Annotated in this window: 24 protein-coding genes; 15 read left to right on the forward strand and 9 right to left on the reverse strand. The window is 69.5% G+C overall.

All coding sequences use genetic code 11. The annotated features are described in order from the left end of the window. The first annotated feature begins 2 nt into the window (after window positions 1–2). Genes ruvX through K0O64_RS12850 form a run of 4 tightly spaced genes read left to right on the forward strand, consistent with a single transcriptional unit; the run spans window position 3 to window position 3,010 of the window. Window positions 3–509, forward strand: coding sequence for a Holliday junction resolvase RuvX (gene ruvX / locus K0O64_RS12835; protein ID WP_096312837.1), 507 nt, complete (start codon window positions 3–5; stop codon window positions 507–509). Further along, window positions 502–1,731, forward strand: a complete 1,230-nt coding sequence (locus tag K0O64_RS12840; RefSeq protein ID WP_096311314.1) for an endolytic transglycosylase MltG — start codon at window positions 502–504, stop codon at window positions 1,729–1,731. The genes ruvX and K0O64_RS12840 overlap by 8 nt, the downstream gene beginning before the upstream one ends. Before the next feature lie 40 nt (window positions 1,732–1,771). Further along, a complete protein-coding gene (locus K0O64_RS12845) occupies window positions 1,772–2,572 on the forward strand; it encodes a shikimate dehydrogenase (protein WP_071949886.1) in 801 nt (266 codons plus the stop codon). 9 nt (window positions 2,573–2,581) lie between these two features. Next, complete coding sequence (locus K0O64_RS12850; RefSeq protein WP_096311315.1) at window positions 2,582–3,010, forward strand: prepilin peptidase; 429 nt, start codon at window positions 2,582–2,584, stop codon at window positions 3,008–3,010. Between the two features lie 67 nt (window positions 3,011–3,077). Here K0O64_RS12850 and K0O64_RS12855 read toward each other — a convergent pair whose 3' ends face one another. Genes K0O64_RS12855 through K0O64_RS12885 form a run of 7 tightly spaced genes read right to left on the reverse strand, consistent with a single transcriptional unit; the run spans window position 3,078 to window position 8,582 of the window. Next, window positions 3,078–3,869: a hypothetical protein gene (locus tag K0O64_RS12855; protein WP_096311316.1), complete on the reverse strand. Its 792-nt coding sequence runs from the start codon at window positions 3,867–3,869 to the stop codon at window positions 3,078–3,080. Next, on the reverse strand, window positions 3,866–4,915 hold the full coding sequence (locus K0O64_RS12860) for a vWA domain-containing protein (RefSeq protein ID WP_096311317.1): 1,050 nt from the start codon (window positions 4,913–4,915) through the stop codon (window positions 3,866–3,868). The genes K0O64_RS12855 and K0O64_RS12860 overlap by 4 nt, the downstream gene beginning before the upstream one ends. Continuing rightward, window positions 4,912–5,910, reverse strand: a complete 999-nt coding sequence (locus tag K0O64_RS12865) for a vWA domain-containing protein (RefSeq protein WP_071945346.1) — start codon at window positions 5,908–5,910, stop codon at window positions 4,912–4,914. Before K0O64_RS12865 ends, K0O64_RS12860 begins: the two co-directional genes overlap by 4 nt. Next, window positions 5,901–6,374 carry a hypothetical protein gene (locus tag K0O64_RS12870; protein WP_096311318.1) on the reverse strand — a complete coding sequence of 158 codons (474 nt, stop codon included), beginning with the start codon at window positions 6,372–6,374 and terminating at the stop codon, window positions 5,901–5,903. The genes K0O64_RS12865 and K0O64_RS12870 overlap by 10 nt, the downstream gene beginning before the upstream one ends. Next, complete coding sequence (locus tag K0O64_RS12875) at window positions 6,364–7,227, reverse strand: DUF58 domain-containing protein (protein ID WP_096311319.1); 864 nt, start codon at window positions 7,225–7,227, stop codon at window positions 6,364–6,366. The genes K0O64_RS12870 and K0O64_RS12875 overlap by 11 nt, the downstream gene beginning before the upstream one ends. A gap of 4 nt (window positions 7,228–7,231) precedes the next feature. Continuing rightward, window positions 7,232–8,233, reverse strand: coding sequence for an AAA family ATPase (locus K0O64_RS12880; RefSeq protein WP_096311320.1), 1,002 nt, complete (start codon window positions 8,231–8,233; stop codon window positions 7,232–7,234). 16 nt (window positions 8,234–8,249) lie between these two features. Then, window positions 8,250–8,582, reverse strand: a complete 333-nt coding sequence (locus tag K0O64_RS12885; protein WP_096311321.1) for a hypothetical protein — start codon at window positions 8,580–8,582, stop codon at window positions 8,250–8,252. Between the two features lie 103 nt (window positions 8,583–8,685). Between K0O64_RS12885 and aroC the strand changes: the two genes are divergently transcribed. The 5 genes from aroC to K0O64_RS12910 are packed head-to-tail and all read left to right on the forward strand — an operon-like array spanning window position 8,686 to window position 12,967. Then, on the forward strand, window positions 8,686–9,894 hold the full coding sequence (gene aroC / locus K0O64_RS12890; protein WP_164520067.1) for a chorismate synthase: 1,209 nt from the start codon (window positions 8,686–8,688) through the stop codon (window positions 9,892–9,894). Between the two features lie 4 nt (window positions 9,895–9,898). Next, on the forward strand, window positions 9,899–10,564 hold the full coding sequence (locus K0O64_RS12895) for a shikimate kinase (protein WP_096311323.1): 666 nt from the start codon (window positions 9,899–9,901) through the stop codon (window positions 10,562–10,564). Then, window positions 10,561–11,646: a 3-dehydroquinate synthase gene (aroB, locus tag K0O64_RS12900; protein ID WP_071945332.1), complete on the forward strand. Its 1,086-nt coding sequence runs from the start codon at window positions 10,561–10,563 to the stop codon at window positions 11,644–11,646. The genes K0O64_RS12895 and aroB overlap by 4 nt, the downstream gene beginning before the upstream one ends. After that, entirely contained in the window at window positions 11,643–12,092 is a 450-nt protein-coding gene (gene aroQ, locus K0O64_RS12905) for a type II 3-dehydroquinate dehydratase (RefSeq protein WP_071945330.1), read from the forward strand. The genes aroB and aroQ overlap by 4 nt, the downstream gene beginning before the upstream one ends. Before the next feature lie 8 nt (window positions 12,093–12,100). Continuing rightward, window positions 12,101–12,967: an MBL fold metallo-hydrolase gene (locus K0O64_RS12910; RefSeq protein ID WP_164520196.1), complete on the forward strand. Its 867-nt coding sequence runs from the start codon at window positions 12,101–12,103 to the stop codon at window positions 12,965–12,967. 161 nt (window positions 12,968–13,128) lie between these two features. On the opposite strand, the gene K0O64_RS12915 is transcribed toward K0O64_RS12910, so the two are convergent. Beyond that, complete coding sequence (locus tag K0O64_RS12915) at window positions 13,129–13,752, reverse strand: B-4DMT family transporter (RefSeq protein WP_071945326.1); 624 nt, start codon at window positions 13,750–13,752, stop codon at window positions 13,129–13,131. Between the two features lie 33 nt (window positions 13,753–13,785). Here K0O64_RS12915 and K0O64_RS12920 point away from each other — a divergent pair, with 33 nt between their 5' ends. Genes K0O64_RS12920 through K0O64_RS12945 form a run of 6 tightly spaced genes read left to right on the forward strand, consistent with a single transcriptional unit; the run spans window position 13,786 to window position 18,522 of the window. Beyond that, window positions 13,786–14,877 carry a M24 family metallopeptidase gene (locus tag K0O64_RS12920; protein ID WP_096311325.1) on the forward strand — a complete coding sequence of 364 codons (1,092 nt, stop codon included), beginning with the start codon at window positions 13,786–13,788 and terminating at the stop codon, window positions 14,875–14,877. A gap of 14 nt (window positions 14,878–14,891) precedes the next feature. Beyond that, window positions 14,892–15,455: an elongation factor P gene (gene efp / locus K0O64_RS12925; protein ID WP_071945322.1), complete on the forward strand. Its 564-nt coding sequence runs from the start codon at window positions 14,892–14,894 to the stop codon at window positions 15,453–15,455. A gap of 1 nt (window position 15,456) precedes the next feature. After that, window positions 15,457–15,936, forward strand: coding sequence for a transcription antitermination factor NusB (gene nusB / locus K0O64_RS12930; RefSeq protein WP_071945320.1), 480 nt, complete (start codon window positions 15,457–15,459; stop codon window positions 15,934–15,936). Between the two features lie 10 nt (window positions 15,937–15,946). Beyond that, window positions 15,947–16,792 (forward strand): class I SAM-dependent methyltransferase, encoded by an 846-nt coding sequence (locus K0O64_RS12935; RefSeq protein WP_096311326.1) that lies wholly within the window; start codon window positions 15,947–15,949, stop codon window positions 16,790–16,792. Then, window positions 16,792–17,349 carry a TetR/AcrR family transcriptional regulator gene (locus tag K0O64_RS12940; protein ID WP_096312839.1) on the forward strand — a complete coding sequence of 186 codons (558 nt, stop codon included), beginning with the start codon at window positions 16,792–16,794 and terminating at the stop codon, window positions 17,347–17,349. Before K0O64_RS12935 ends, K0O64_RS12940 begins: the two co-directional genes overlap by 1 nt. A 33-nt stretch (window positions 17,350–17,382) precedes the next feature. Next, window positions 17,383–18,522, forward strand: a complete 1,140-nt coding sequence (locus tag K0O64_RS12945) for an acyl-CoA dehydrogenase family protein (RefSeq protein ID WP_071945316.1) — start codon at window positions 17,383–17,385, stop codon at window positions 18,520–18,522. On the opposite strand, the gene K0O64_RS12950 is transcribed toward K0O64_RS12945, so the two are convergent. Then, window positions 18,519–19,721, reverse strand: coding sequence for a serine hydrolase domain-containing protein (locus K0O64_RS12950; RefSeq protein ID WP_096311327.1), 1,203 nt, complete (start codon window positions 19,719–19,721; stop codon window positions 18,519–18,521). The genes K0O64_RS12945 and K0O64_RS12950 overlap by 4 nt on opposite strands. Between the last annotated feature and the right edge of the window lie 86 nt (window positions 19,722–19,807).

Consider the following 19,807-nt stretch of genomic DNA (forward strand, 5'->3'; position numbering starts at 1 on the left):
TGCTGTCCGCACAGAACCGTGTGCCCGACCGGCCCGGCGCAGACGATCCGGGGCGGGGGCGTCGGCTCGGTGTCGACGTGGGCACGGTACGGATCGGGGTGGCGGTCAGCGACCCCGACGGCATCCTCGCCACCCCGGTGGAGACGGTGCGGCGGGAGCGGACCGGTAAGCATCTGCGGCGGCTCGCCGCGTTGGTCACCGAACACGACATCGTCGAGGTGATCGTCGGCTTGCCGCGCACGCTGGCCGACCGGGCCGGCACATCGGCGCAGGACGCGGTCGACGTGGCCGACGCGCTGGCCGAGCGGATCGCGCCGGTGCCGGTGCGGCTGGCCGACGAACGATTGACGACGGTGGTCGCGCAGCGGTCGCTGCGAGAAGCCGGTGTACGTGCCAAGTCCCAACGCGGCGTGATCGACCAGGCCGCCGCGGTGGGAATCCTGCAGGGCTGGCTCGACCAGCGCCGCAACGCGACTATCGCCGACACAGATGAGGGCGACGATGCCTGACGACTACGACGATCGTTCCGGCCCGGTCGCGGTCGGACCGCCGCGGGGCAAGATGAGCCGCCTCGAGCGGGTCCGTGCCAAGCGAAACCGCAACCGGCGCAGGGCAATCGGCGCCGGTGCGGCGGCCCTGCTGGTGGTGATCGTGGTCGCTGCGGTCTACCTGGGCGCCAAGCTCTTCAGTGGGGACAGCGGGTACTCCGGCGAGGGCAAGGACGACGTCGTCATCCAGGTCCACGACGGGGACTCCACCACCCAGATCGGGCAGACGCTGCGCGACAAGAACGTCATCTCCAACATCAAGGGCTTCGTCGAGGCGGCCAAGAACAACGACGCGATCGCCGCGATCCAGCCGGGCTATTACACGGTGCGCACCGAGATGTCGGCCTCAGCGGCGGTGGATCGGCTGGCCGATCCGCACAACCGGGTGGGCAAGCTGGTCATTCCGGAGGGTCGTCAGCTCGACGACATCGCCGAGGTCGGCTCGGGCAAGGTCACCGACGGCATCTTCACGCTGATCTCCAAGTCCACCTGCGTCCCGGCGAACGGTCAGCAGAAGTGCGTGTCCGCCGAGGACTTGCGCCGGGTGGCCGAGCAGGCGCCGCCGGCGCAGTTGAACGTGCCGGAGTGGGCGACGCAACCCGTGATCGCACTGGGCAAGAACCATCGTCGGCTCGAGGGATTGATCGCGCCCGGCACGTGGAACGTCGACCCGGCCGCGTCGCCACAGGAGATCGTGGCCAAGCTGGTCGGCCAGAGCGCCGAAGACTATGTGAGCGTCGGACTGCTGGATACCGCCGCGGCGATGCGCATGTCGCCGTATCAGATCCTGATCGTCGGCTCGCTGGTGCAGCGCGAGGCCAAACCCCATGACTTCGCGAAGGTCGCGCGGGTGATCTACAACCGGCTGGCCGTGCCGCAGAAACTGGAATTCGATTCGACGGTGAACTATCCGTTGGACCGCCAGGAAGTGGCCACCACCGACGCCGACCGGGCGCAGGTGACCCCTTGGAACACGTATGCGATGGAGGGTCTGCCGGCTACGCCGATCTGCTCGCCGGGCCAGGATGCGCTGGCCGCGGCTGAGCGCCCCGAGCCCGGTGACTGGCTGTACTTCGTGACCGTGGACACCGAGGGCACCACGCTGTTCACCCGGGACTACCAGCAACATTTGGCGAACATCGAGCTGGCCAAGCGCAATGGCGTGCTGGACTCCGCGCGATGAACGAAGTGAAGAGCGCAAATATGTCGGGGCCGGCACGCTAGTGACGGCGCGTAAGGCGGCAGTCCTCGGCTCGCCGGTCGCGCATTCCAAGTCGCCGCTGCTGCACCTGGCGGCCTACCGCGCGCTCGGCCTGACCGACTGGACCTACGAGCGGATCGAGTGCACGGCCGCCGGATTACCCACGCTGGTCAGGGGTTTGGGGCCCGAGTGGGTGGGGCTTTCGGTGACGATGCCGGGCAAGTTCGCGGCGCTGCAGGTCGCCGACGAGCGCACCGAACGCGCCGAGCTGGTGGGCTCGGCGAACACCCTGGTGCGCACCGATCATGGCTGGCGCGCCGACAACACCGACATCGACGGGGTGGCCGGTGCGCTGGGGCACGTCCGTCATCTTCGGCGCGCGATCGTGCTGGGCGCGGGCGGGACCGCGCCCGCCGCGGTCGTCGCGCTGGCGGACCTCGGTGCCACCGAGGTCACCATCGTCGCCCGAAACCGGGATAAGGCGGCCCGGCTGCTGGAGCTGGGCCGAGCGGTCGACATCACCGCCGAGTTCTGCGACCTGACCGACCCGGGGCTTGCTGCGGTGGTGGCCACTGCCGACGTCCTGGTGAGCACCATCCCCGCCGACGCCGCCGCCGCCTACGCCGGGGTGTTCGCGGGCGTTCCGGTGCTGCTCGACGCCATCTACGACCCGTGGCCCACCCCGCTGGCCGCCGCCGTGCAGGACGCCGGCGGTGAGGTGATCAGCGGTGTGCAGATGCTGCTGAACCAGGCGTTCAGTCAGGTCGAACAATTCACAGGCCGACCGGCGCCGCGTGAGCAGATGGCGGCCGCACTGGGTTAACGTCCCGCCATGCGGGCTTGTCTGGTGGGGGTCGTGCTGCTGTGGGCGGTGGCGTTGACCGTGTTCGACGTCCGTCAGCGGCGGCTGCCCAACGCGTTGACGCTGCCCGGTGCCGCCGCGGTGCTGGTTGCTGCGCTGGTGTGCGGCCGCGGTGTCCCTGCGCTGGCCGGTGCCCTCGGTCTGGCCGCGCTGTATCTGACTGTGCACCTGGTGATTCCAGGCGGCCTGGGCGCCGGTGACGTGAAACTGGCACTGGGTGTGGGCGGGCTGACCGGAGCGTTCGGGCCGGATGTGTGGCTGCTGGCCGCCCTGGGCGCGCCGGTGCTGACCGCGATGGCGGCCGTTGTCGTGGTGATGCGAGACCGGACGGCCACGGTGCCGCACGGTCCGTCGATGTGCCTGGCCAGCGTGGCGGCGGCCGCGCTGGTGGTGTGGTGAATGCTCTCCCGAGTGTGGGCCTCCTGCAGAGAAATTCGGTGATTTCACTGCATAGGCCCCACAGTCGTCACCCCGCATCGCTGCCCGACGATGCGGCGTCGGTGAGCAGTTGGCGCAACCGGTCCAGGGGATCGCCGCCGCCCAGCTGATGCGGGGGCGAGGGCTGAGCTCCGGGGCTGGGCAGCCGGTCGGGGGAGATGTCCGACAGGCCTTGGCCTGACGGACCCAATGCCGGTGGCGGCGTATTGGATTCGGCGGGCGCGACACCGGCGGGGGGTTGGGGAGGCGGCGGTGGCGGCGGTGCGGCATTGAGTTCCGGTGGCGGCGGAACCGTATGCAGCCCAGCGATCTTCGCGTTGAGGCGGGCTTCGGCCTGAGCGCGGACCGCCCGCCGGTCGGCCTGTGAATCGTCGTTGCCTGCGAAGCAGTTCGCGGGCGCCTCGGTCACGAGGCGCAGCGCGCTCCGGTAACGCTCCTCGGCTGCCGGGGTTCGGCCGGCGGCGGCCGCCACGTCGCCCTGTGTTTCGCGGACGAGTTCGGCGTTCACCCGCACCGGGCACGAGGGATCGTCGGCGAGCGCACGGGCGAAGTCGGTGTCGGCCTCGTCGAGGCGACCCTCCAGCACCGCGGCGGATCCCCGCGCGAACGGCGCCTTCGCGGGCTCGATCAGATTGAGCACACCGAGCCTCGACGCATCGGCGCGCAGCGCCGCGCCGTCGCCACGGTTGAAATGTGTCACCGCCGAATCGCCAACCAGCACAACCGAAATCATCTTGATCACCGCGGCTACCGCGAGCAGAACCACCGGCGCCGACCACAGCAGCAGCCGACGCCGCAGTCGCACTCGACCCGCAGTCATCGCGCCTCCCTCCGCGATGTGCGGGTGCGCCAGAACTCCCGCACCGTCAGGTAGATCTCCGGCAGCAGCGCAATGGCGGCCAACAGCGCCAAGAACCAGTACAGCTCGACGCGGTCGGGGACCGGGGTGGACGACAGTGACGCGCTCTGCGTGCCGCTGTCCGGCTTCAGCTGCGGCAGCGCACCGGTCACCGGCTGCGCGGGCTCACGATGCACGTACTGCACGCCGAGTTCGTCTGCGACTCGGCGCAATCGCATGTCGTCGAGCGCCGAGATCGCGGGCGCGCCCGACCGGGCGTCGGACAGATACGTGACCGCACCGTCGACGTAGGCACCCGGGATCGGACCGCCGGCCGCGGTGCCGTAACCGAAGACCGCTCCGCCGGAGACCCGGTCGCCGACCTCAAAGGCGGCCTGCGGTGCCGTCGACCCACCGGCACCCTCGCCGAGGTAGAACACCAGGTTCCGGGCGCCGGGATATTGCTGGCTGGCCTGGATGAGCTGATAGCGCAGCAGGTTCGCGGCCGCACCGGCATTCACCTGCGAGGCGGCGTCGGGTGCCACGCTGACGTAGGGAGACAGGCCCGCGATGACCGCCTTGAGGCTCCAGATGTCCTCGGACAGCGGCCACGCGATGTCCGGTGCCGATGCGAACCCGATCACCGCGAACCGTGCCTTCGGGTAGGTGTCGACGATCGCGGCCATATCGTTGCGGATCCCGGACATCCGCGTTGCTCCGCCGTAGTCGGAGACGCGCGAGTCCACCGACCGGTCCACGACGAAGAACACGTTGGTGTTTGCGCCCTGGCTGGCCGCGGCCACATCGCGGTCCGGGTGGGATTGGGCGGGGGAGTCGATACCGGGTCGCGCTGCCGCGGCGACCAGCAGGAGCAACGCCAATGTGGTTGCACCCCAGCGCAACAGCGCCGGCCGGCGCCGGTCGCCGGGATGCGCCAGCACCGCCGACAACGTCACCGCCCGGGCGGCGACGATCACGGCGGCCAGCACCAGCAGGAGCGCCATCGGCAACACAGGGTGCACACTCATCGCCGCACCACCACCAAGGCGACACCCAGCAGGGCGGCTGCCACCAGCCCGGCGATGAGCAGGGGGCCGGGTTCGTCGGGCAGTTGCCCGGTGATCCGCGCGCCGCCGGGCAGCACCACCGGTGCAGGGTTGGCGCGAATCGCGTCGAGGTCATCGTTCAGCGTGGGGTCGGATCCGCCCGGTCCCGTCGCGTGATAGCGGAAGAACCGTCCGCCGGTCCGCTGGGTGAGCGCACCGAGCTCGGTGTCACCGCGCTGCGCGGCATCACTGACGTCCACCCTCGCGATCGCGTTCACCTGGATGCCGGCCTTGTCCGCCATCTCGGCGACGTGTTGATCACTGAACAGCGACCGTTCGTCACCGGGCCCGAACGTGCTGGGGCCCAGATAAATCAGCGAACGTCGGTGCGTGGTCGGTTCGGTGCCGAACCCGGTCATGCACAGTGCCAGGGTGTCTCGCAGGGTCGGGGCATAGTCGGAGTAATTCACCGTCTTGGCGAACTCGGCGGTCTGCTGCGCGTTCGGCGAGCCGTAGTCACCGAGCCGCTGTGCGGCGTACTGGTAGTCGCGGGTCAGCGGCAACACCCGGACCGTCGGGGAGGTCAGCCCGATCCGCTGAGCGTCGAATGTCGTTGCCTGGCGGGCGAAGTGGTTGAGGAACTGCGCGGTGGTGCCGTCGGTGACCGGCGCGCCGACGCACAGCATCACGTCCTCGGGGTGAAGCGCGTCGAACTCGCGTCCCGATCCCGACGGCCGTGCGGCGGTCAGCCCAGCGGTCAGGAACAGGACGATCAGCAGTGCGATCGTCGTCACCGCCAATGCGGTCTCGCGCCGGCGGATCCGGGCGTACTCGGGCAGTGCGGTGAGCCGGTCGACGTGCGCAAGCGGCCGTAGTAGCCGATCGGCCTTCGCACTACGCACCGCGATTGCCAGCACCACGCAAACGGCCAGCGCGACCACCGCGGCCACCGCGATCGGCCACCACCTCAGGTCCACGAGCGGATCAACTCCTCGGCCTGAGCACCCAGCCGGTCGGGGTCGGCGTCCGCGGCGGTGTCGAACCGCGCATCGCGCAGCGCGGCGATCAGCGGTGCGGCCGCCGCCAGCGTCCCCGCGGCGATCTCGTCGACGTGCAGGTACTGTGCCCGCACCCCGGTCGTCTGATGCAGGAAGCTGCGGACGGTGTGGCTCATCTCGTCGTAGGCCTGCGCGTCGGACAGTTCGCCGCGGCGCCTGCGGTCGGTGATATGCCGGATGCTGCCTGCGAAGCGCCGCCGCGTCAGCCGGGCATGCAGATCGCCAAGCGCGGGCAGCGCCCGAATCCGGGCATTCGGCAGTGTTGCCACGAAAACGGCTGCGTACCAACCGATGACAAGGAGCAGCAGCACCATAGCGAGCCACAGCCACCACGACGAGTACGCGGTGGGCCCGCTGACGAACCGCAGCAGGTCACCCGGCACGGGCGAACACCTCCGTCATTGCGGTGAGCCGGGGCCGGATCTCGTCGCTGCGGCCGATTGTCGTGAACGGGATCGCGTGTGCGGTCAGGAACGCCTCAAGGCGGGCTCGCCGACGATGTTCGGCGCGGCGGTACGCCGCCTCGACCCGGCGGCCCAGCCGAGTCCGGCTGGGCACCACCGCACCGGTCGCCACGTCGTAGCCGTCGCTGTCACCGCTGACCGCAGGCATATCGGACACACAGGCCCAGAGCATGTCGTGTCGGGCCGCCAGCCGGCCGGTGACCTCATCGAGCCCGGCGGTGACGTCCGGTTCGTCGGACACCACGACCACCAGCATGCGGCGCCGGTAATGCGTTGCGACGTAGCGCAATTGGGCCTCGATGTCGCTCGGCCCGGGATTGGTCGTGATGTGCCGGTAGAAATGGGCGAGCATGCCTTCGATGTGCGTCTCGCCGCGGCCCGCCCGGATGCTGGCACAGCCCCTGGCGTCGCCGTACACCATCCCGATCTCATCGGAACGGCCGAGTGTGATCAACCCGAAGGCACCCAGAATTGCCTCGGCCACATCGCGTTTGACTTCTCCGCCGGCCGCCAGTGCGGTCATGTTCCGGCCGGCGTCGGCGACCAGAAGGATCTTGTGGTGTTTCTCGGACACGAAGCGCTTGATCAACACCGTGCCCGACCGCGCGGTGGCCTTCCAGTCGATATCCCGAACGTCGTCGCCCGGCACGTACGGCCGCAGGTCGTCGAATTCCATACTGCGGGTGTGCAACAGGGCGTAGCGGCCACCTTCGAGGAGCCCGCGGGTGTCAGTGCCGAAGAACCGTTTGGCCCGGCTGAGATGGGCAGTCATGCCTCTAGGGCACTCGAACCGCGTGCAGGATGGCGTCGATCACCGTGTCGGAGGTGATTCCGGACGCGGCCGCTTCGAAGCCCAGGATCAGCCGGTGCCGCAGGATGCGGTGGGCGAGTTTGGCAATGTCGTCGGGGATGACATGCCCGCGCCCGGACAGCACGGCCAGCGCCCGGGCGGCCCGGCAGAACGCGATCGTGGCGCGCGGGCTGGCGCCGTACTCGACGAGCCGGGCCAGCTTGGGGTCCAGATACACCTGCGGGTTGCGGCTGACGGCCACCAGTTGACTGGCGTAGCGCATCAGCGCCGGATCCATTTGTACCGAGCGCACCACCTGCTGCAGGGTGCGGATGTCGTCGAGTCCGACCACCGCGCCGCGGCGATGATCTTTGTCGAACAGCCCGGCATCCATCCGGTGGATCATCTCGACCTCTTCGGCCACTGACGGGTAGGCCACGACGTCCTTGAGCATGAACCGGTCGGTCTGCGCCTCCGACAGGGGATAGGTGCCCTCCTGGTCGACGGGGTTCTGGGTGGCGACCACCAGGAACGGTTCGGGGATGGGATAGACGGTGCCGGCGATCGTGGTCTGCCGTTCTTCCATCGCTTCGAGCATCGCGCTCTGCGTTTTGGCGCTGGAGCGGTTGATCTCGTCGAGCAGCACGATGTTGGTGTGCACCGGGCCCAGCTGGGTGACGAAACGGTTGGTCGCGGCCTCGTACACCTGGGTGCCGATGATGTCGCTTGGCAGCAGGTCCGGCGTGCACTGGATGCGGTGGAAGCCGCCGTGGATGGAGTCGGCGATCACCCGCGCGGCGGTGGTTTTCGCCAGCCCCGGCACGCTCTCGATCAGCACGTGGCCGCCGGCAGCGAGTCCGATCAGAAGCGATTCCCGCAGATTGTCCTGGCCGACCACGGTCGCGGAGAACGCGGCCGACACCGCGTCCACGGTGCGGCGGGCCTGGTCGAGAGAGCGCGAATCGGTATGTAGTCGTGCGGTGGTCATCGAGTCCTTTCAGGACTTAGGCGATACGGGTGTTGTCATCCGCCGGGGCCGGCAGGGGCTCGCCGAACGGGAAATCGTCGTCACCGTATTCATCCCCTTCGGACCCGGCCTCCGTTACGTCGGCTGTGTCACTGTCGGCGATGTCGGGAGCGAAGTTCTCCGGCGTCAAGATCGGCGCGATGTCGGCCACCTCCTCGTTGTGTTCGTCTCGCCGCACGTCGCGGATGAGCAGCAACAATCCGGTCAGTGCCAACGCGATGACCCCGACCGCGGCCCACACGCTGCCGCTGATGAGGGCCACCAGGAACATCACGCAGCCAGCTGCGGCGACGATGACCGCGTTGCGCATGATGTCCTCCTGCGTGGCGGGTTACCCGCTGCTTGCGCGGCGAACCCCCGGCGCCGGGAAAGCAGATTGGGTCTGCCGTGGCCGACGTGGGAAGATGGGACGCGTGTTGCGATGGACGACTGCCGGTGAATCTCATGGCCGCGCGCTGGTAGCCGTGGTCGAAGGCATGGTCGCCGGTGTGCGCGTGACGTCGGCCGACATCGCCGAGCAGCTGGCTCGTCGTCGGCTGGGCTACGGCCGCGGCGCCCGGATGAAGTTCGAGCAGGACCAGGTCACCGTGTTGGCCGGCGTCCGCCACGGCGAGACGCTGGGCGGTCCGATCGCCATCGAGATCGGCAACACCGAGTGGCCCAAATGGGAGACCGTGATGGCCTCCGACCCGGTCGACGCCGAAGATCTGGATGTCGCGCGCAACGCGCCCCTGACCCGTCCGCGGCCCGGCCACGCCGATTTCGCAGGCATGCTCAAGTACGGGTTCGACGACGCCCGCCCGGTCCTCGAGCGGGCCAGCGCCCGGGAGACCGCGGCCCGCGTCGCGGCGGGGACCGTCGCCCGGTCCTTCCTGCGACAAGCGCTCGGCGTCGAGGTGCTCTCGCACGTCATCTCGATCGGCGCGTCGAAGCCCTACGACGGACCGCCGCCGGCCGCCGACGATCTGCCCCGCATCGACGAGAGCCCGGTCCGGGCGTCCGACAAGGACGCCGAGGCCGACATGATCTCCCAGATCGAGGCCGCCAAACGTGACGGCGACACCCTGGGCGGCATCGTCGAGGTTGTCGTGCACGGCCTGCCGATCGGCCTGGGCTCCTTCACCAGCGGCGACAACCGGCTCGACAGCCAGCTCGCCGGCGCGGTGATGGGCATCCAGGCCATCAAGGGCGTCGAGATCGGCGACGGCTTCGAGACGGCGCGCCGCCGTGGCAGCCAGGCGCACGACGAGATGTACCCGGGCCCCGACGGCGTGGTGCGCTCCACCAACCGGGCCGGCGGGCTCGAAGGCGGCATGACCAACGGCCTGCCGCTGCGGGTGCGGGCGGCGATGAAGCCGATCTCCACCGTGCCGCGCGCGCTGGCCACCGTCGACATGGCCACCGGCGACGAGGCCGTCGCCATCCACCAACGTTCCGACGTGTGCGCGGTGCCCGCGGCGGGCGTCGTGGTCGAAACAATGGTCGCGCTGGTGCTGGCCCGCGCGGTGCTGCAGAAGTTCGGCGGTGACTCGCTGGCGGAGACTCGCCGCAACGTCGAGAGCTACCTGCAGGCGGTCACTGAGCGGATGCCGTCGGAGTCGCCAGTTCGGGCGTCGGGGTAGCGCGATGGCGCCGAAAGCCGTGCTGATCGGACTGCCCGGCTCCGGGAAGTCCACCATCGGGCGGCGGTTGGCCAAGGCGATGGGTGTGGCGATGCTGGACACCGACGCCGCCATCGAGGAGAAGACCGGGCGCACCGTCGCTGACATCTTCGCCAACGAAGGCGAAAAGGAATTCCGTCGCATCGAGGAAGAGGTCATCCGCGATGCGCTGGCCACCCACGACGGCGTCCTGTCGCTTGGCGGCGGCGCGGTCACCACACCCGGGGTGCGCGACGCGCTGGCCGGCCACACGGTGGTGTTCCTGGAGATCAGCGCGGCCGAAGGTGTGCGCCGGACCAGTGGCAGCACCGTGCGCCCGCTGCTGGCCGGGCCTGACCACGCCGAGAAGTACCGAACGCTGATGAACGAGCGGGTGCCGCTCTACCGGCGGGTCGCGACGATCCGGATCAACACCAACCGTCGCAACCCCGGTGCGGTTGTGCGCCATATCATTTCGCGGCTGGAGAATCCCCAACCGCCGCGCCGGCGCAGGCCGCCGTGGCGCCGCTCGTCGTCGACGTCCGAGAAGAGTTCTGCCCCAACATCTCCCACTGAGCCAGTGGAGTCCACCCCGGTCACGCCCGCCACGCCGGCGGCGCTGGCCGCCCGCCGCGCCGGAGTTCGCAAATGACAGAGTCCTCATCGCCGGTGACCATCGAGGTCGCCGTCGATCCGCCTTACCCGGTGATCGTGGGAACCGGCCTGCTCGGTGAACTCGGCGAGTTGCTCGGTGGCAGGCACAAGGTGGCGATCCTGCACCAGCCGACGCTGGCCCAGACCGCCGAGGCGATCCGCGCGCATCTGGCCGACAACGGCGTCGACGCCCACCGTATCGAGATTCCCGACGCCGAGGCAGGCAAGGACCTGCCGGTCGTCGGGTTCATCTGGGAAGTGTTGGGCCGCATCGGAATCGGTCGCAAGGACGCACTGGTCAGTCTCGGCGGCGGTGCGGCGACGGACGTGGCCGGCTTTGCCGCCGCGACCTGGCTGCGCGGTGTCGACATCGTGCACGTGCCGACCACGCTGCTGGCGATGGTCGACGCCGCCGTCGGCGGCAAGACCGGAATCAACACCGAGGCGGGTAAGAACCTGGTCGGCTCCTTCCATCAGCCCGCGGGTGTACTGGTCGACCTGGCGATGCTGGAGACGTTGCCGCACAACGAACTCGTCGCCGGGATGGCCGAGATCGTCAAGGCCGGCTTCATCGCCGACCCGAAGATTCTGGACCTCATCGAGGCCGACCCGCAGGCCGCCGTCGACCCGTCCGGCGACGTGCTGCCGGAGCTGATCCGTCGGGCCATCGCCGTCAAGGCCGAGGTGGTGGCCGCCGACGAGAAAGAGTCGGCGCTGCGCGAAATCCTCAACTACGGACACACATTGGGCCACGCCATCGAACGCCGTGAGCGCTACCAGTGGCGCCACGGCGCGGCGGTATCGGTGGGGCTGGTGTTCGCCGCGGAACTCGGCCGGCTCGCCGGGCGACTCGACGACGAGACCGCCGCCCGCCACCGCACGGTGCTGACCGCGCTGGGCCTGCCGGTGAGCTACGACGCCGACGCGCTGCCCGAACTCGTCGAGAGCATGGCCGGCGACAAGAAGACCCGCTCGGGAGTGCTGCGATTCGTGGTGCTCGACGGCCTGGCCAAGCCGGGTCGCCTGGAAGGCCCGGACCCGGCACTGCTGGCGGCGGCGTATGCGGAGGTGGCTCGATGACAACGGTTTTGGTGCTCAACGGCCCGAACCTGGACCGGCTCGGCCGGCGCGAGCCCGAGATCTACGGCAGCACGACCTACGTCGACCTCGTCACGCTGGTTGAAACCCAGGCCACTGAGCTGGGGCTGACCGCGGTGGTCCGTCAATCCAACAGCGAAGGTCAGCTGATCGACTGGCTGCACGCGGCCGCCGACGCCGGCGACCCGGTGATCCTCAACGCCGGCGCGCTGACCCACACCTCGATCGCGCTGCGCGACGCGTGCGCCGAGCTCAAGGCCCCGCTGATCGAAGTGCACATCTCGAACGTGCATGCGCGGGAAGAGTTTCGGCACCACTCCTATCTGAGCGGAGTCGCGACCGGCGTGATCGTCGGGCTGGGTATCCAGGGCTACCTGCTGGCGCTGCGCTACCTGGCCACCCTGGAAACGACGCTCGACCAGTCGTGAACAATCGGATGACGCTGGGCGGGGCCAGCGTCACGCGAGTCCTCGAAACGCAGATCCAGATGCGGACATCGCTGTTCGCCGACACCCCGGCGCAGGCGTGGGCCGACAATGCCGATCTGCTGAAGCCGCACTTCTGGGACCGCGACGCCGAGCAGTGGCGCATAGCGATGCAATCGTGGGTGGTGGAGGTCGACGGTCTGATCGTCGTGGTCGACACCGGCGTGGGCAACGACCGCGAGCGGCCGCACATGCCGCCCCTGGACCATCTGTCGACGGATTTCCTCACCGCCTTCGGCGAGGCCGGCTTCGACCCGGCGGACGTCGACATCGTGGTCAACACCCACCTGCACACCGACCACGTCGGCTGGAACACCCAACTCGTCGACGGGCGATGGGTGCCGACGTTTCCCAACGCCCGCTACGTGATGCCCGAAGCCGACTACCGTTTCTTCGGCCCCGGTGGCGACGGCGAGAACGACGGTATGCGAACAGTGTTGGCCGACAGCGTGATTCCGGTGACCGAACAGACCCAGCTGTGGTCGGACGACCTGCAGCTCAGCGCGTCGCTGCGGTTGCGCCCGGCGGCCGGACACACGCCGGGCTCGTCGGTGCTGTGGCTCGACGCGGGCAGCCCCGCGGTGTTCGTCGGCGACCTGACACACTGCCCGATCCAGATCCGGCGGCCCGACGACGCGTGCGCGTTCGACGTCGATGCGGCCGCCGCCCGCGGAACCCGCAGGCGGGTGTTCACCGAGGCGGCGCAGGCCCATGCCACGGTCTTTCCCGCGCATTACCCGGGCCATGGGGGACCGGTGATCGTGGCGCGCGACAACGAGTTCGACGTCAGCGCCTGGGCGCCGCTGGACGCGATCTAGCTCTCGGCGAGGCTGTAGTTACCGCGAGGGTTGCTCGCGCTTTGTGTCGATAACGCCAGCCTGGGCGAGGACCCTTCGGGTGTGGCCGTCAAATGCCGCGAGCATGCAGCTTATCGGCGCTTCATCCAAGATTTTCGACGACAATCCGCACGCTCGGGAGACTACGACTTGTCGGACTTGCCCGTCATGTCGATCTGCTCGGTCGGCTCGTCGCGCTCGGCGGTGGCCACCGGCGAGGTGTGCGCCTCGGTGGCGGCGGACTCGTTGTGCCCGAGGCCCGCGATGGGTCCCGTGCGGTCGTCCTCACGTGCGGCGTCGAACACGTCACCGGTGCTGCCGTCCTCGCGGCGACGTTCCTGCGGCGGCCGCTTGCGGTCGACCAGGAAGCGGCCGAGCGCCACGGCGGCGATCGCGGGCACGAACACCATCAGCGCGGTGAACGCCGCGAAGGTGGTGACCTCGCTGATCAGCCCTTCGGCGTACACGTTCTTGTAGAACAGCGAAATGATCCAGGTGACCAGGCCGCTGAGGATGCCGGCGACGAGTCCAGCCAGCAGCCAGGTCATCGCCAGATCGCGACGGCGGTCCGGGTCGGGCTGGGCGTTGGCGTCGGCGCGCCCGTCGATCAGGCCCCACAGGAACGACGCGATACCGAACAGCACGACCAGCACGATGCTGATCAGTCCCGCCTTGGTCTCGTAGATGTTGATCAGCGTGCCTTGCACGATACGAACGATCACCATGCCGGCAGCGAACGCCAGGCCGCGCAACAACCACGTAGTCATGAGTGATGAGCGTAGCGAGTACCGTCAGCGAACGTGACACATTCCCAACGTCGGGACCGGCTGGCCGCCAAGCTGGCGGCCGACGGATTGGACGCCATCCTGATCAGTGACCTGGTCAACGTGCGTTACCTGTCGGGTTTCAGCGGGTCGAACGCGGCGCTACTGGTGTTCGCCGGCGACACGCCCGACGTGTTGGCCACCGATTCTCGCTATCGGACGCAGGCCGCGCAGCAGGCGCCGGACCTGGAAACCGTGATCGAACGGGCCTGCGGACGCCACCTGGTCGGCCGCGCGGTGGCCGACGGGGCCCGCCGGATCGGCTTCGAAAGCCACGTCGTCACCGTCGACGGGTTCGACGTGCTGGCCGGCGAGGTCGACGACCAGCCGGCAGCCGAGCTGGTCCGCGCGTCCGGCAAGGTCGAGGCGCTGCGCGAGATCAAAGATGCCGGTGAGCTCGCGCTGCTGCGGCTGGCTTGCGAGGCCGCCGACGCGGCGCTGTTGGTGCTGGTCAGCAGCGACGGGCTGCGGCCCGGGCGCACCGAGAAGGAGGTCGGTCGGCAGCTCGAGGCGCTGATGCTCGAGCACGGCGCGGACGGCCCGTCGTTCGAGACCATCGTGGCCACCGGCGCCAACTCGGCGATCCCGCACCACCGGCCCACCGACGCGGTGCTGGCCGCCGGTGACTTCGTCAAGATCGACTTCGGCGCACTGGTCGGCGGCTACCACTCCGACATGACCCGCACTTTCGTGCTGGGCACGGCGGCGGACTGGCAGCGGGAGATCTACCAGCTGGTCGCCGCGGCGCAGCGGGCAGGCCGGGAGGCCCTGGACGTCGGCGCGGAACTGCGTGACGTGGACGGCGCGGCTCGGCAGGTGATCGTCGACGCCGGATACGGCGAGTTCTTCGGCCACGGCCTGGGGCATGGCGTCGGATTGCAGATCCACGAAGCACCGGGAATCAACTCCGCTGCCGCCGGTACACTGCTTGCTGGCTCCGTGGTGACCGTGGAACCCGGTGTCTACCTGCCCGACCGTGGCGGTGTCCGCATCGAGGACACCCTGGTCCTCGGCGACCGGAGCGAACTGCTGACCCGGTTCCCCAAGGAACTGGCTGTCCTGACCTAGGAGAACGACCGACTGTGGCATCAACTGCCGACTTTAAGAACGGCCTCGTGCTGAACATCGACGGCCAGCTCTGGCAGATCATCGAGTTTCAGCACGTCAAACCGGGTAAGGGCCCGGCGTTCGTGCGCACCAAGCTCAAGAACATCCTCTCCGGCAAGGTCGTCGACAAGACCTACAACGCCGGTGTGAAGGTGGAGACCGCGACCGTCGACCGGCGCGACGCCACCTACCTCTACCGCGACGGTTCGGATTTCGTGTTCATGGACTCCGAGGACTTCGAGCAGCACCCGCTGCCCGAGGCGCTGGTCGGTCGCATGGCCGGCTTCCTGCTCGAGGGCATGCCGGTGCAGATTGCGTTCAACGAGGGGTCGCCGCTGTACCTGGAGCTGCCGGTGACGGTCGAGCTCGAGGTCAGCCACACCGAGCCCGGCCTGCAGGGCGACCGGTCCAGCGCGGGCACCAAGCCCGCGACGCTGGAGACCGGGGCCGAGATCCAGGTGCCGCTGTTCATCAACACCGGCGACAAGCTCAAGGTCGATTCCCGCGACGGCAGCTACCTGGGGCGTGTGAACGCCTGATATGGCCGACCGCAAGGCCGACAAGGGTCGGCATCAGGCGCGCAAGCGCGCCGTCGACCTGCTGTTCGAGGCCGAGGCCCGCGGCCTGACGCCGGCCGAGGTGGCCGATGCGCGCATCGCGCTGGCCGAGGCCAACTCCGAGGTGTCGGCGCTGAATCCGTACACGGTCACCGTCGCCCGGGGCGTCACGACGAACTCGGCCCACATCGACGAGTTGATCACCTCGCACCTGCAGGGCTGGACGCTGGAGCGGCTGCCCGCGGTGGACCGGGCGATCCTGCGAGTGGCGGTCTGGGAGTTGCTGCACGCCGAGGACGTTCCGGAGCCGGTGGCCGTCGACGAGGCGGTCGAGCTGGCCAAGGAGCTGTCGACCGATGAGTCGCCGGGCTTCGTCAACGGGGTGCTGGGCCAGGTCATGCTGGTGACCCCGCAGATCCGTGCGGCCGCCGCCGCGGTCCGGGGCGCGACGCCCGAGGCGTAATCTCCCCGGCATGGACGCCGAGGAGCACTTCGCGACCCTGGCCGCGGTCTGGGACGAGCACGCGGAAGCCATGGACGCCGCGATGGGCGAGCACGGCTGGGCGGCACGGGCTGCGCTGGCCGCCGCTCCGGGCGAACGGGTCATCGACGTGGGTTGCGGGGCCGGGCTCGCGGCGGTCGCGCTGGGCGCCGAGGTGGGCCCTGACGGCTGGGTGGCCGCGGTGGATGTGGCTGCCGAGATGGTGGCCGCCGCCGCTCGACGCATGTCGGCGGCCGGTGTGCATGGTGTGGCGGTGACCGCCGATGCCGGGACCGCCGACCTGGCCGAGGTGGCCGGCGCCGGTGTGCCGTTCGACGCCGTGCACGCCCGATTCGGACTGATGTTCTTCGACGATCCAGAGTCGGCTCTGCGCAACATCTTTCGAGCGCTGCGCCCCGGTGGCCGACTGGCCGCGTCGGTGTGGCAGCAGCTGCTCGACAATCTCTGGATGGTGCTGACGACCGCGACGGCACTGCCGATCCTCGGTGCGCAACGGCCGCCCTTGCCCGAACCCGGCCAACCCGGGCCGTTCTCGATGGCCGACCCCGATGCGACCACCGCGCTGCTGACCGGCGCGGGCTTCGTCGACGTGACGATCCGCCCGGTCGACGCGCCCTTCCTGTTCGAGGGTGACGGTCACGCCGCGGCGGAGCGGGTACTGAGCGCCGGGCCGCTCGGGCCGGCGTTCCTGGCGGCCGACGCGACCACACGCCGGGAGGCGGTCGCCGGCGTGGTCGCCGCACTGGACCAATACCGCAGTCCGACCGGCTATCTGGTCCCGGCCGCGTCCTGGTGTGTGACGGCGCGGCGACCCTGATGCCGAGTGGGTCAGGCGGTCGGCTGAGTGCCACCGACTGGGTGGAGGCCGGCTTCTCGCTGCTGGCCACCGACGGTGTCAAGGCGCTGACCGTCGGGCGGCTGTGCGAGCGCGTCGGTGCGACCAAGGGCAGCTTCTACTGGCACTTCGCCGACATCGGCGCCTACCGGCGGGCAATGGCCGACACCTGGGCCGAGGTCAACGACACCGACCGCGCCGAGTTCGCCGGCCTTGCCGAACTGCCCCCGCGGGAGCGGCTCGCCCGCATGATGAGAGCCCTTCTCGGTCAACGGCATTGGATGCTGGAGCGGGCGATGCGCGAGTGGGCGCGTACCGATGCCGACATCGCCGCGGCGGTGTCGGCCTCCGACCGGCGGGTGCGCCGCGCGGTGCGGCAGGCCTACCTCGACGACGGCTTCAGCGCCGCCGACGCCGACGTCCGAGCCGATGCGACGTTCGCGGCCGGCGTGGGATTCCTGCACCTGTCCGCGACCGCCCCCGGCCCGAAAGCCGCAGCGCAGCAACAGCGTTTCCTCGACATCATGCTGCGGCATTAAGAACCATACCAAAAGGTATGGTAGCGTCGGCTGATGATCAGCGACGACTTCGTGGCATGTCTGGCGCAGCGCGCGGCCGAGGCCGAAGAGTTGCGCCGCCTCCCGGACGCCACCATCGCCGACTTCCGTGCCAGCGGCCTGGCCCGGCTGCTGTTGCCGGCCCGCTACGGCGGTGAGCAGGCACCGTTCCCCGCGATCCTGGAACCGGTGCGGCGGATGGCGCACGGCTGCGCGTCCAGCGCCTGGACGTTGGGCTTCTACACGCTGCACAACTGGATGCTCGCGCTGTTCGGCGAGCGGGCGCAGGACGAGGTCTTCGCCGGCGGCCCGGTGCTGTGTCCGGCGCCGTTGGCGCCGACCGGCCGCGGCGTCCCGGTCGACGGCGGGGTGCGATTGTCCGGGCGATGGTCGTGGGCCACCGGGATCATGGCCGCCGACTGGGTGATGGTGGGCGCGCTGTGCGGGCCCGATGACGGAATGTATCCCGCGTTGGTGCTGCTGCCCGCCGACGATGTTGCGGTGCAGGATGTGTGGCACACCGATGGAATGCGGGGGACCGGATCCCACGACGTGCTGGTGAACGACGTCTTCGTGCCCGAACACCGGCTGGTCGGTGTGATCGACGTGTACGGCGGGACGGCGCCGGGGGCTGCGCTCCACGACGCGAGCGCCTACCGCTGGCCGATGGTCCCCGCGCTGGCACTGCTCGCGGCAATGCCGGCGTTGGGTGCGGCCGAGGCCGTCGCCGACGGGTTCGCCACCCGCCTCGGCGAACGGGTGCTGGCCTACTCGGGCGTCGCGCAGAAGCAGCAGCCGGCCGCGCAGATCCGCCTCGGCGACGCCCGGGTGCGGCTGCGCGCCCTGCACGGACTGCTGAGCGACACCGTCGAGACAATCGAGGGCATGGTCGACGAGGGTGCCCGGATACCGCGCGCCGTGCGGGCCCAGGCCCGGGTCGCGGCCGCGCACATCGTGCACGAATCCCGCGCCGTCGTCGCCGACCTTCTCGAATCATCCGGTGCCAGTGCGCATTTCCTGCACAATCCGCTGCAACGCGCCAAGCGCGACATCGACGTCATCTCCGGCCACGTGGTATTCGACTACGACGTCAGCCGCGAACTCGCCGGCGCGCTGGAGATCGGGGCGCCGGTCTCGCCGATCGCGATGGTCTAGAGGCCGAGCGCACCGTAGGTGCGGCGGACGAACTTCGGCTGTACCGACTGCAGCTTGGCCAGCGAGGTGTTGCCTGCCACCGCGGCGGCCGGCGCGCTCAGGTTCGGATAGTTCTGGATCAGGTAGATCAGGATCAGGTCGTTGGCCGGGTCGGCCTGCCACCAGGTGCCGTAGGCGCCGGGCCAGCTGAAGGTGCCCAGCCCGCCGGGGCCGTACAACTGCGCGGATTTCGCCGGATCGGTGACCACCGAGAGGTTCAGGCCGAAGCCGCGGCCCATCCAGAACGGCAGGCCGAGGAACGGGAACTTCTTCTGCTCCTCGGTCAGCCGGTCGGCGCGCATCAGCCGCACCGATTCCTCGGAGAGGACCCGTACCCCGTCGACGGTGCCGCCGCCCAGCAGCATCCGGGCGAACCGCAGGTAGTCATCGACGGTCGTCACCAAACTCGCACCGCCCTGGCAGAAGCGAGGCTCGGTGACCGGTATCGGGCCCATCGCGTCGTGCTGCAGGCCGGACTCCTCGTCGAGGCGATACATCGTGGCCGCCCGGGCGCGTTTGTCGGGGGAGATGAAGAACCCGGTGTCGGGCATCCCGAGTGGCTCGAAGATCCGCTCTGCGAGCACGGCCTGCAGGGACTTGCCTTCGATCCGGGACAGGACGATGCCGAGGACGTCGGTGGCGTGGCTGTAGGTGAGCCGCTCGCCGGGCTGGTGCACCAGCGGCAGCTGCGCGACCTCGGCCAGCCAGTGGTCCTGGTCCTGACGGAACGAGACCCGGCCGTAGGCACGGCTGATCGGACCGGTCACCGAGAACACGTAGGCCAGCCCGCTGCGGTGAGTCATCAGGTCGTCGATGGTGATCGGCCGGCGCGCCGGCACCGTCTGATCCAGCGGGCCGGTCGGATCCACCAGCACCTGCATGTCGGCCAGCTCCGGCAGCCAGCGGGTGACGGGATCGGACAGTGTGAGCTTGCCCTCCTCGAGCAGGCTCATCGCCGCCGCCACCGTCACCGGCTTGGTCATCGAGGCAACCCGGAAGATCGTGTCCCGCTGCATGGGTAGTCCGGCTTCGACGTCGCGGTAGCCGATCTCGTTGACCTGCAACACATTTCCACGTTGCCAGGCGAGAGTGACCGCTCCGGCCAGCACTCCGGTGTCGACTGCCTGCACGACGGAGGTGCGGTTGTCTCCGAGATTCACCGTCAGGATTCTACTGACCGGCGTGTTTCGCGATCGTTGGCGTTCACCTGTTAAGCTGCCCGGCAGTTCGACATCCTTTAACGATC

The sequence above is a fragment of the Mycolicibacterium pallens genome, from assembly GCF_019456675.1.
Lineage (GTDB): Bacteria > Actinomycetota > Actinomycetes > Mycobacteriales > Mycobacteriaceae > Mycobacterium > Mycobacterium crocinum.

Coding starts and splice junctions, on each gene's coding strand:
- nusB (WP_071945320.1), top strand. CDS start 15,457: ATGGCCGACCGCAAGGCCGACAAGGGTCGGCATCAGGCGCGCAAGCGC.
- K0O64_RS12915 (WP_071945326.1), bottom strand. CDS start 13,752: ATGACTACGTGGTTGTTGCGCGGCCTGGCGTTCGCTGCCGGCATGGTG.
- K0O64_RS12855 (WP_096311316.1), bottom strand. CDS start 3,869: ATGACTGCGGGTCGAGTGCGACTGCGGCGTCGGCTGCTGCTGTGGTCG.
- K0O64_RS12940 (WP_096312839.1), top strand. CDS start 16,792: ATGCCGAGTGGGTCAGGCGGTCGGCTGAGTGCCACCGACTGGGTGGAG.
- K0O64_RS12850 (WP_096311315.1), top strand. CDS start 2,582: ATGCGGGCTTGTCTGGTGGGGGTCGTGCTGCTGTGGGCGGTGGCGTTG.
- aroB (WP_071945332.1), top strand. CDS start 10,561: ATGACAGAGTCCTCATCGCCGGTGACCATCGAGGTCGCCGTCGATCCG.
- K0O64_RS12935 (WP_096311326.1), top strand. CDS start 15,947: ATGGACGCCGAGGAGCACTTCGCGACCCTGGCCGCGGTCTGGGACGAG.
- K0O64_RS12885 (WP_096311321.1), bottom strand. CDS start 8,582: ATGCGCAACGCGGTCATCGTCGCCGCAGCTGGCTGCGTGATGTTCCTG.
- K0O64_RS12840 (WP_096311314.1), top strand. CDS start 502: ATGCCTGACGACTACGACGATCGTTCCGGCCCGGTCGCGGTCGGACCG.
- K0O64_RS12875 (WP_096311319.1), bottom strand. CDS start 7,227: ATGACTGCCCATCTCAGCCGGGCCAAACGGTTCTTCGGCACTGACACC.
- aroQ (WP_071945330.1), top strand. CDS start 11,643: ATGACAACGGTTTTGGTGCTCAACGGCCCGAACCTGGACCGGCTCGGC.
- K0O64_RS12945 (WP_071945316.1), top strand. CDS start 17,383: ATGATCAGCGACGACTTCGTGGCATGTCTGGCGCAGCGCGCGGCCGAG.
- K0O64_RS12880 (WP_096311320.1), bottom strand. CDS start 8,233: ATGACCACCGCACGACTACATACCGATTCGCGCTCTCTCGACCAGGCC.
- K0O64_RS12910 (WP_164520196.1), top strand. CDS start 12,101: ATGACGCTGGGCGGGGCCAGCGTCACGCGAGTCCTCGAAACGCAGATC.
- K0O64_RS12860 (WP_096311317.1), bottom strand. CDS start 4,915: ATGAGTGTGCACCCTGTGTTGCCGATGGCGCTCCTGCTGGTGCTGGCC.
- K0O64_RS12895 (WP_096311323.1), top strand. CDS start 9,899: ATGGCGCCGAAAGCCGTGCTGATCGGACTGCCCGGCTCCGGGAAGTCC.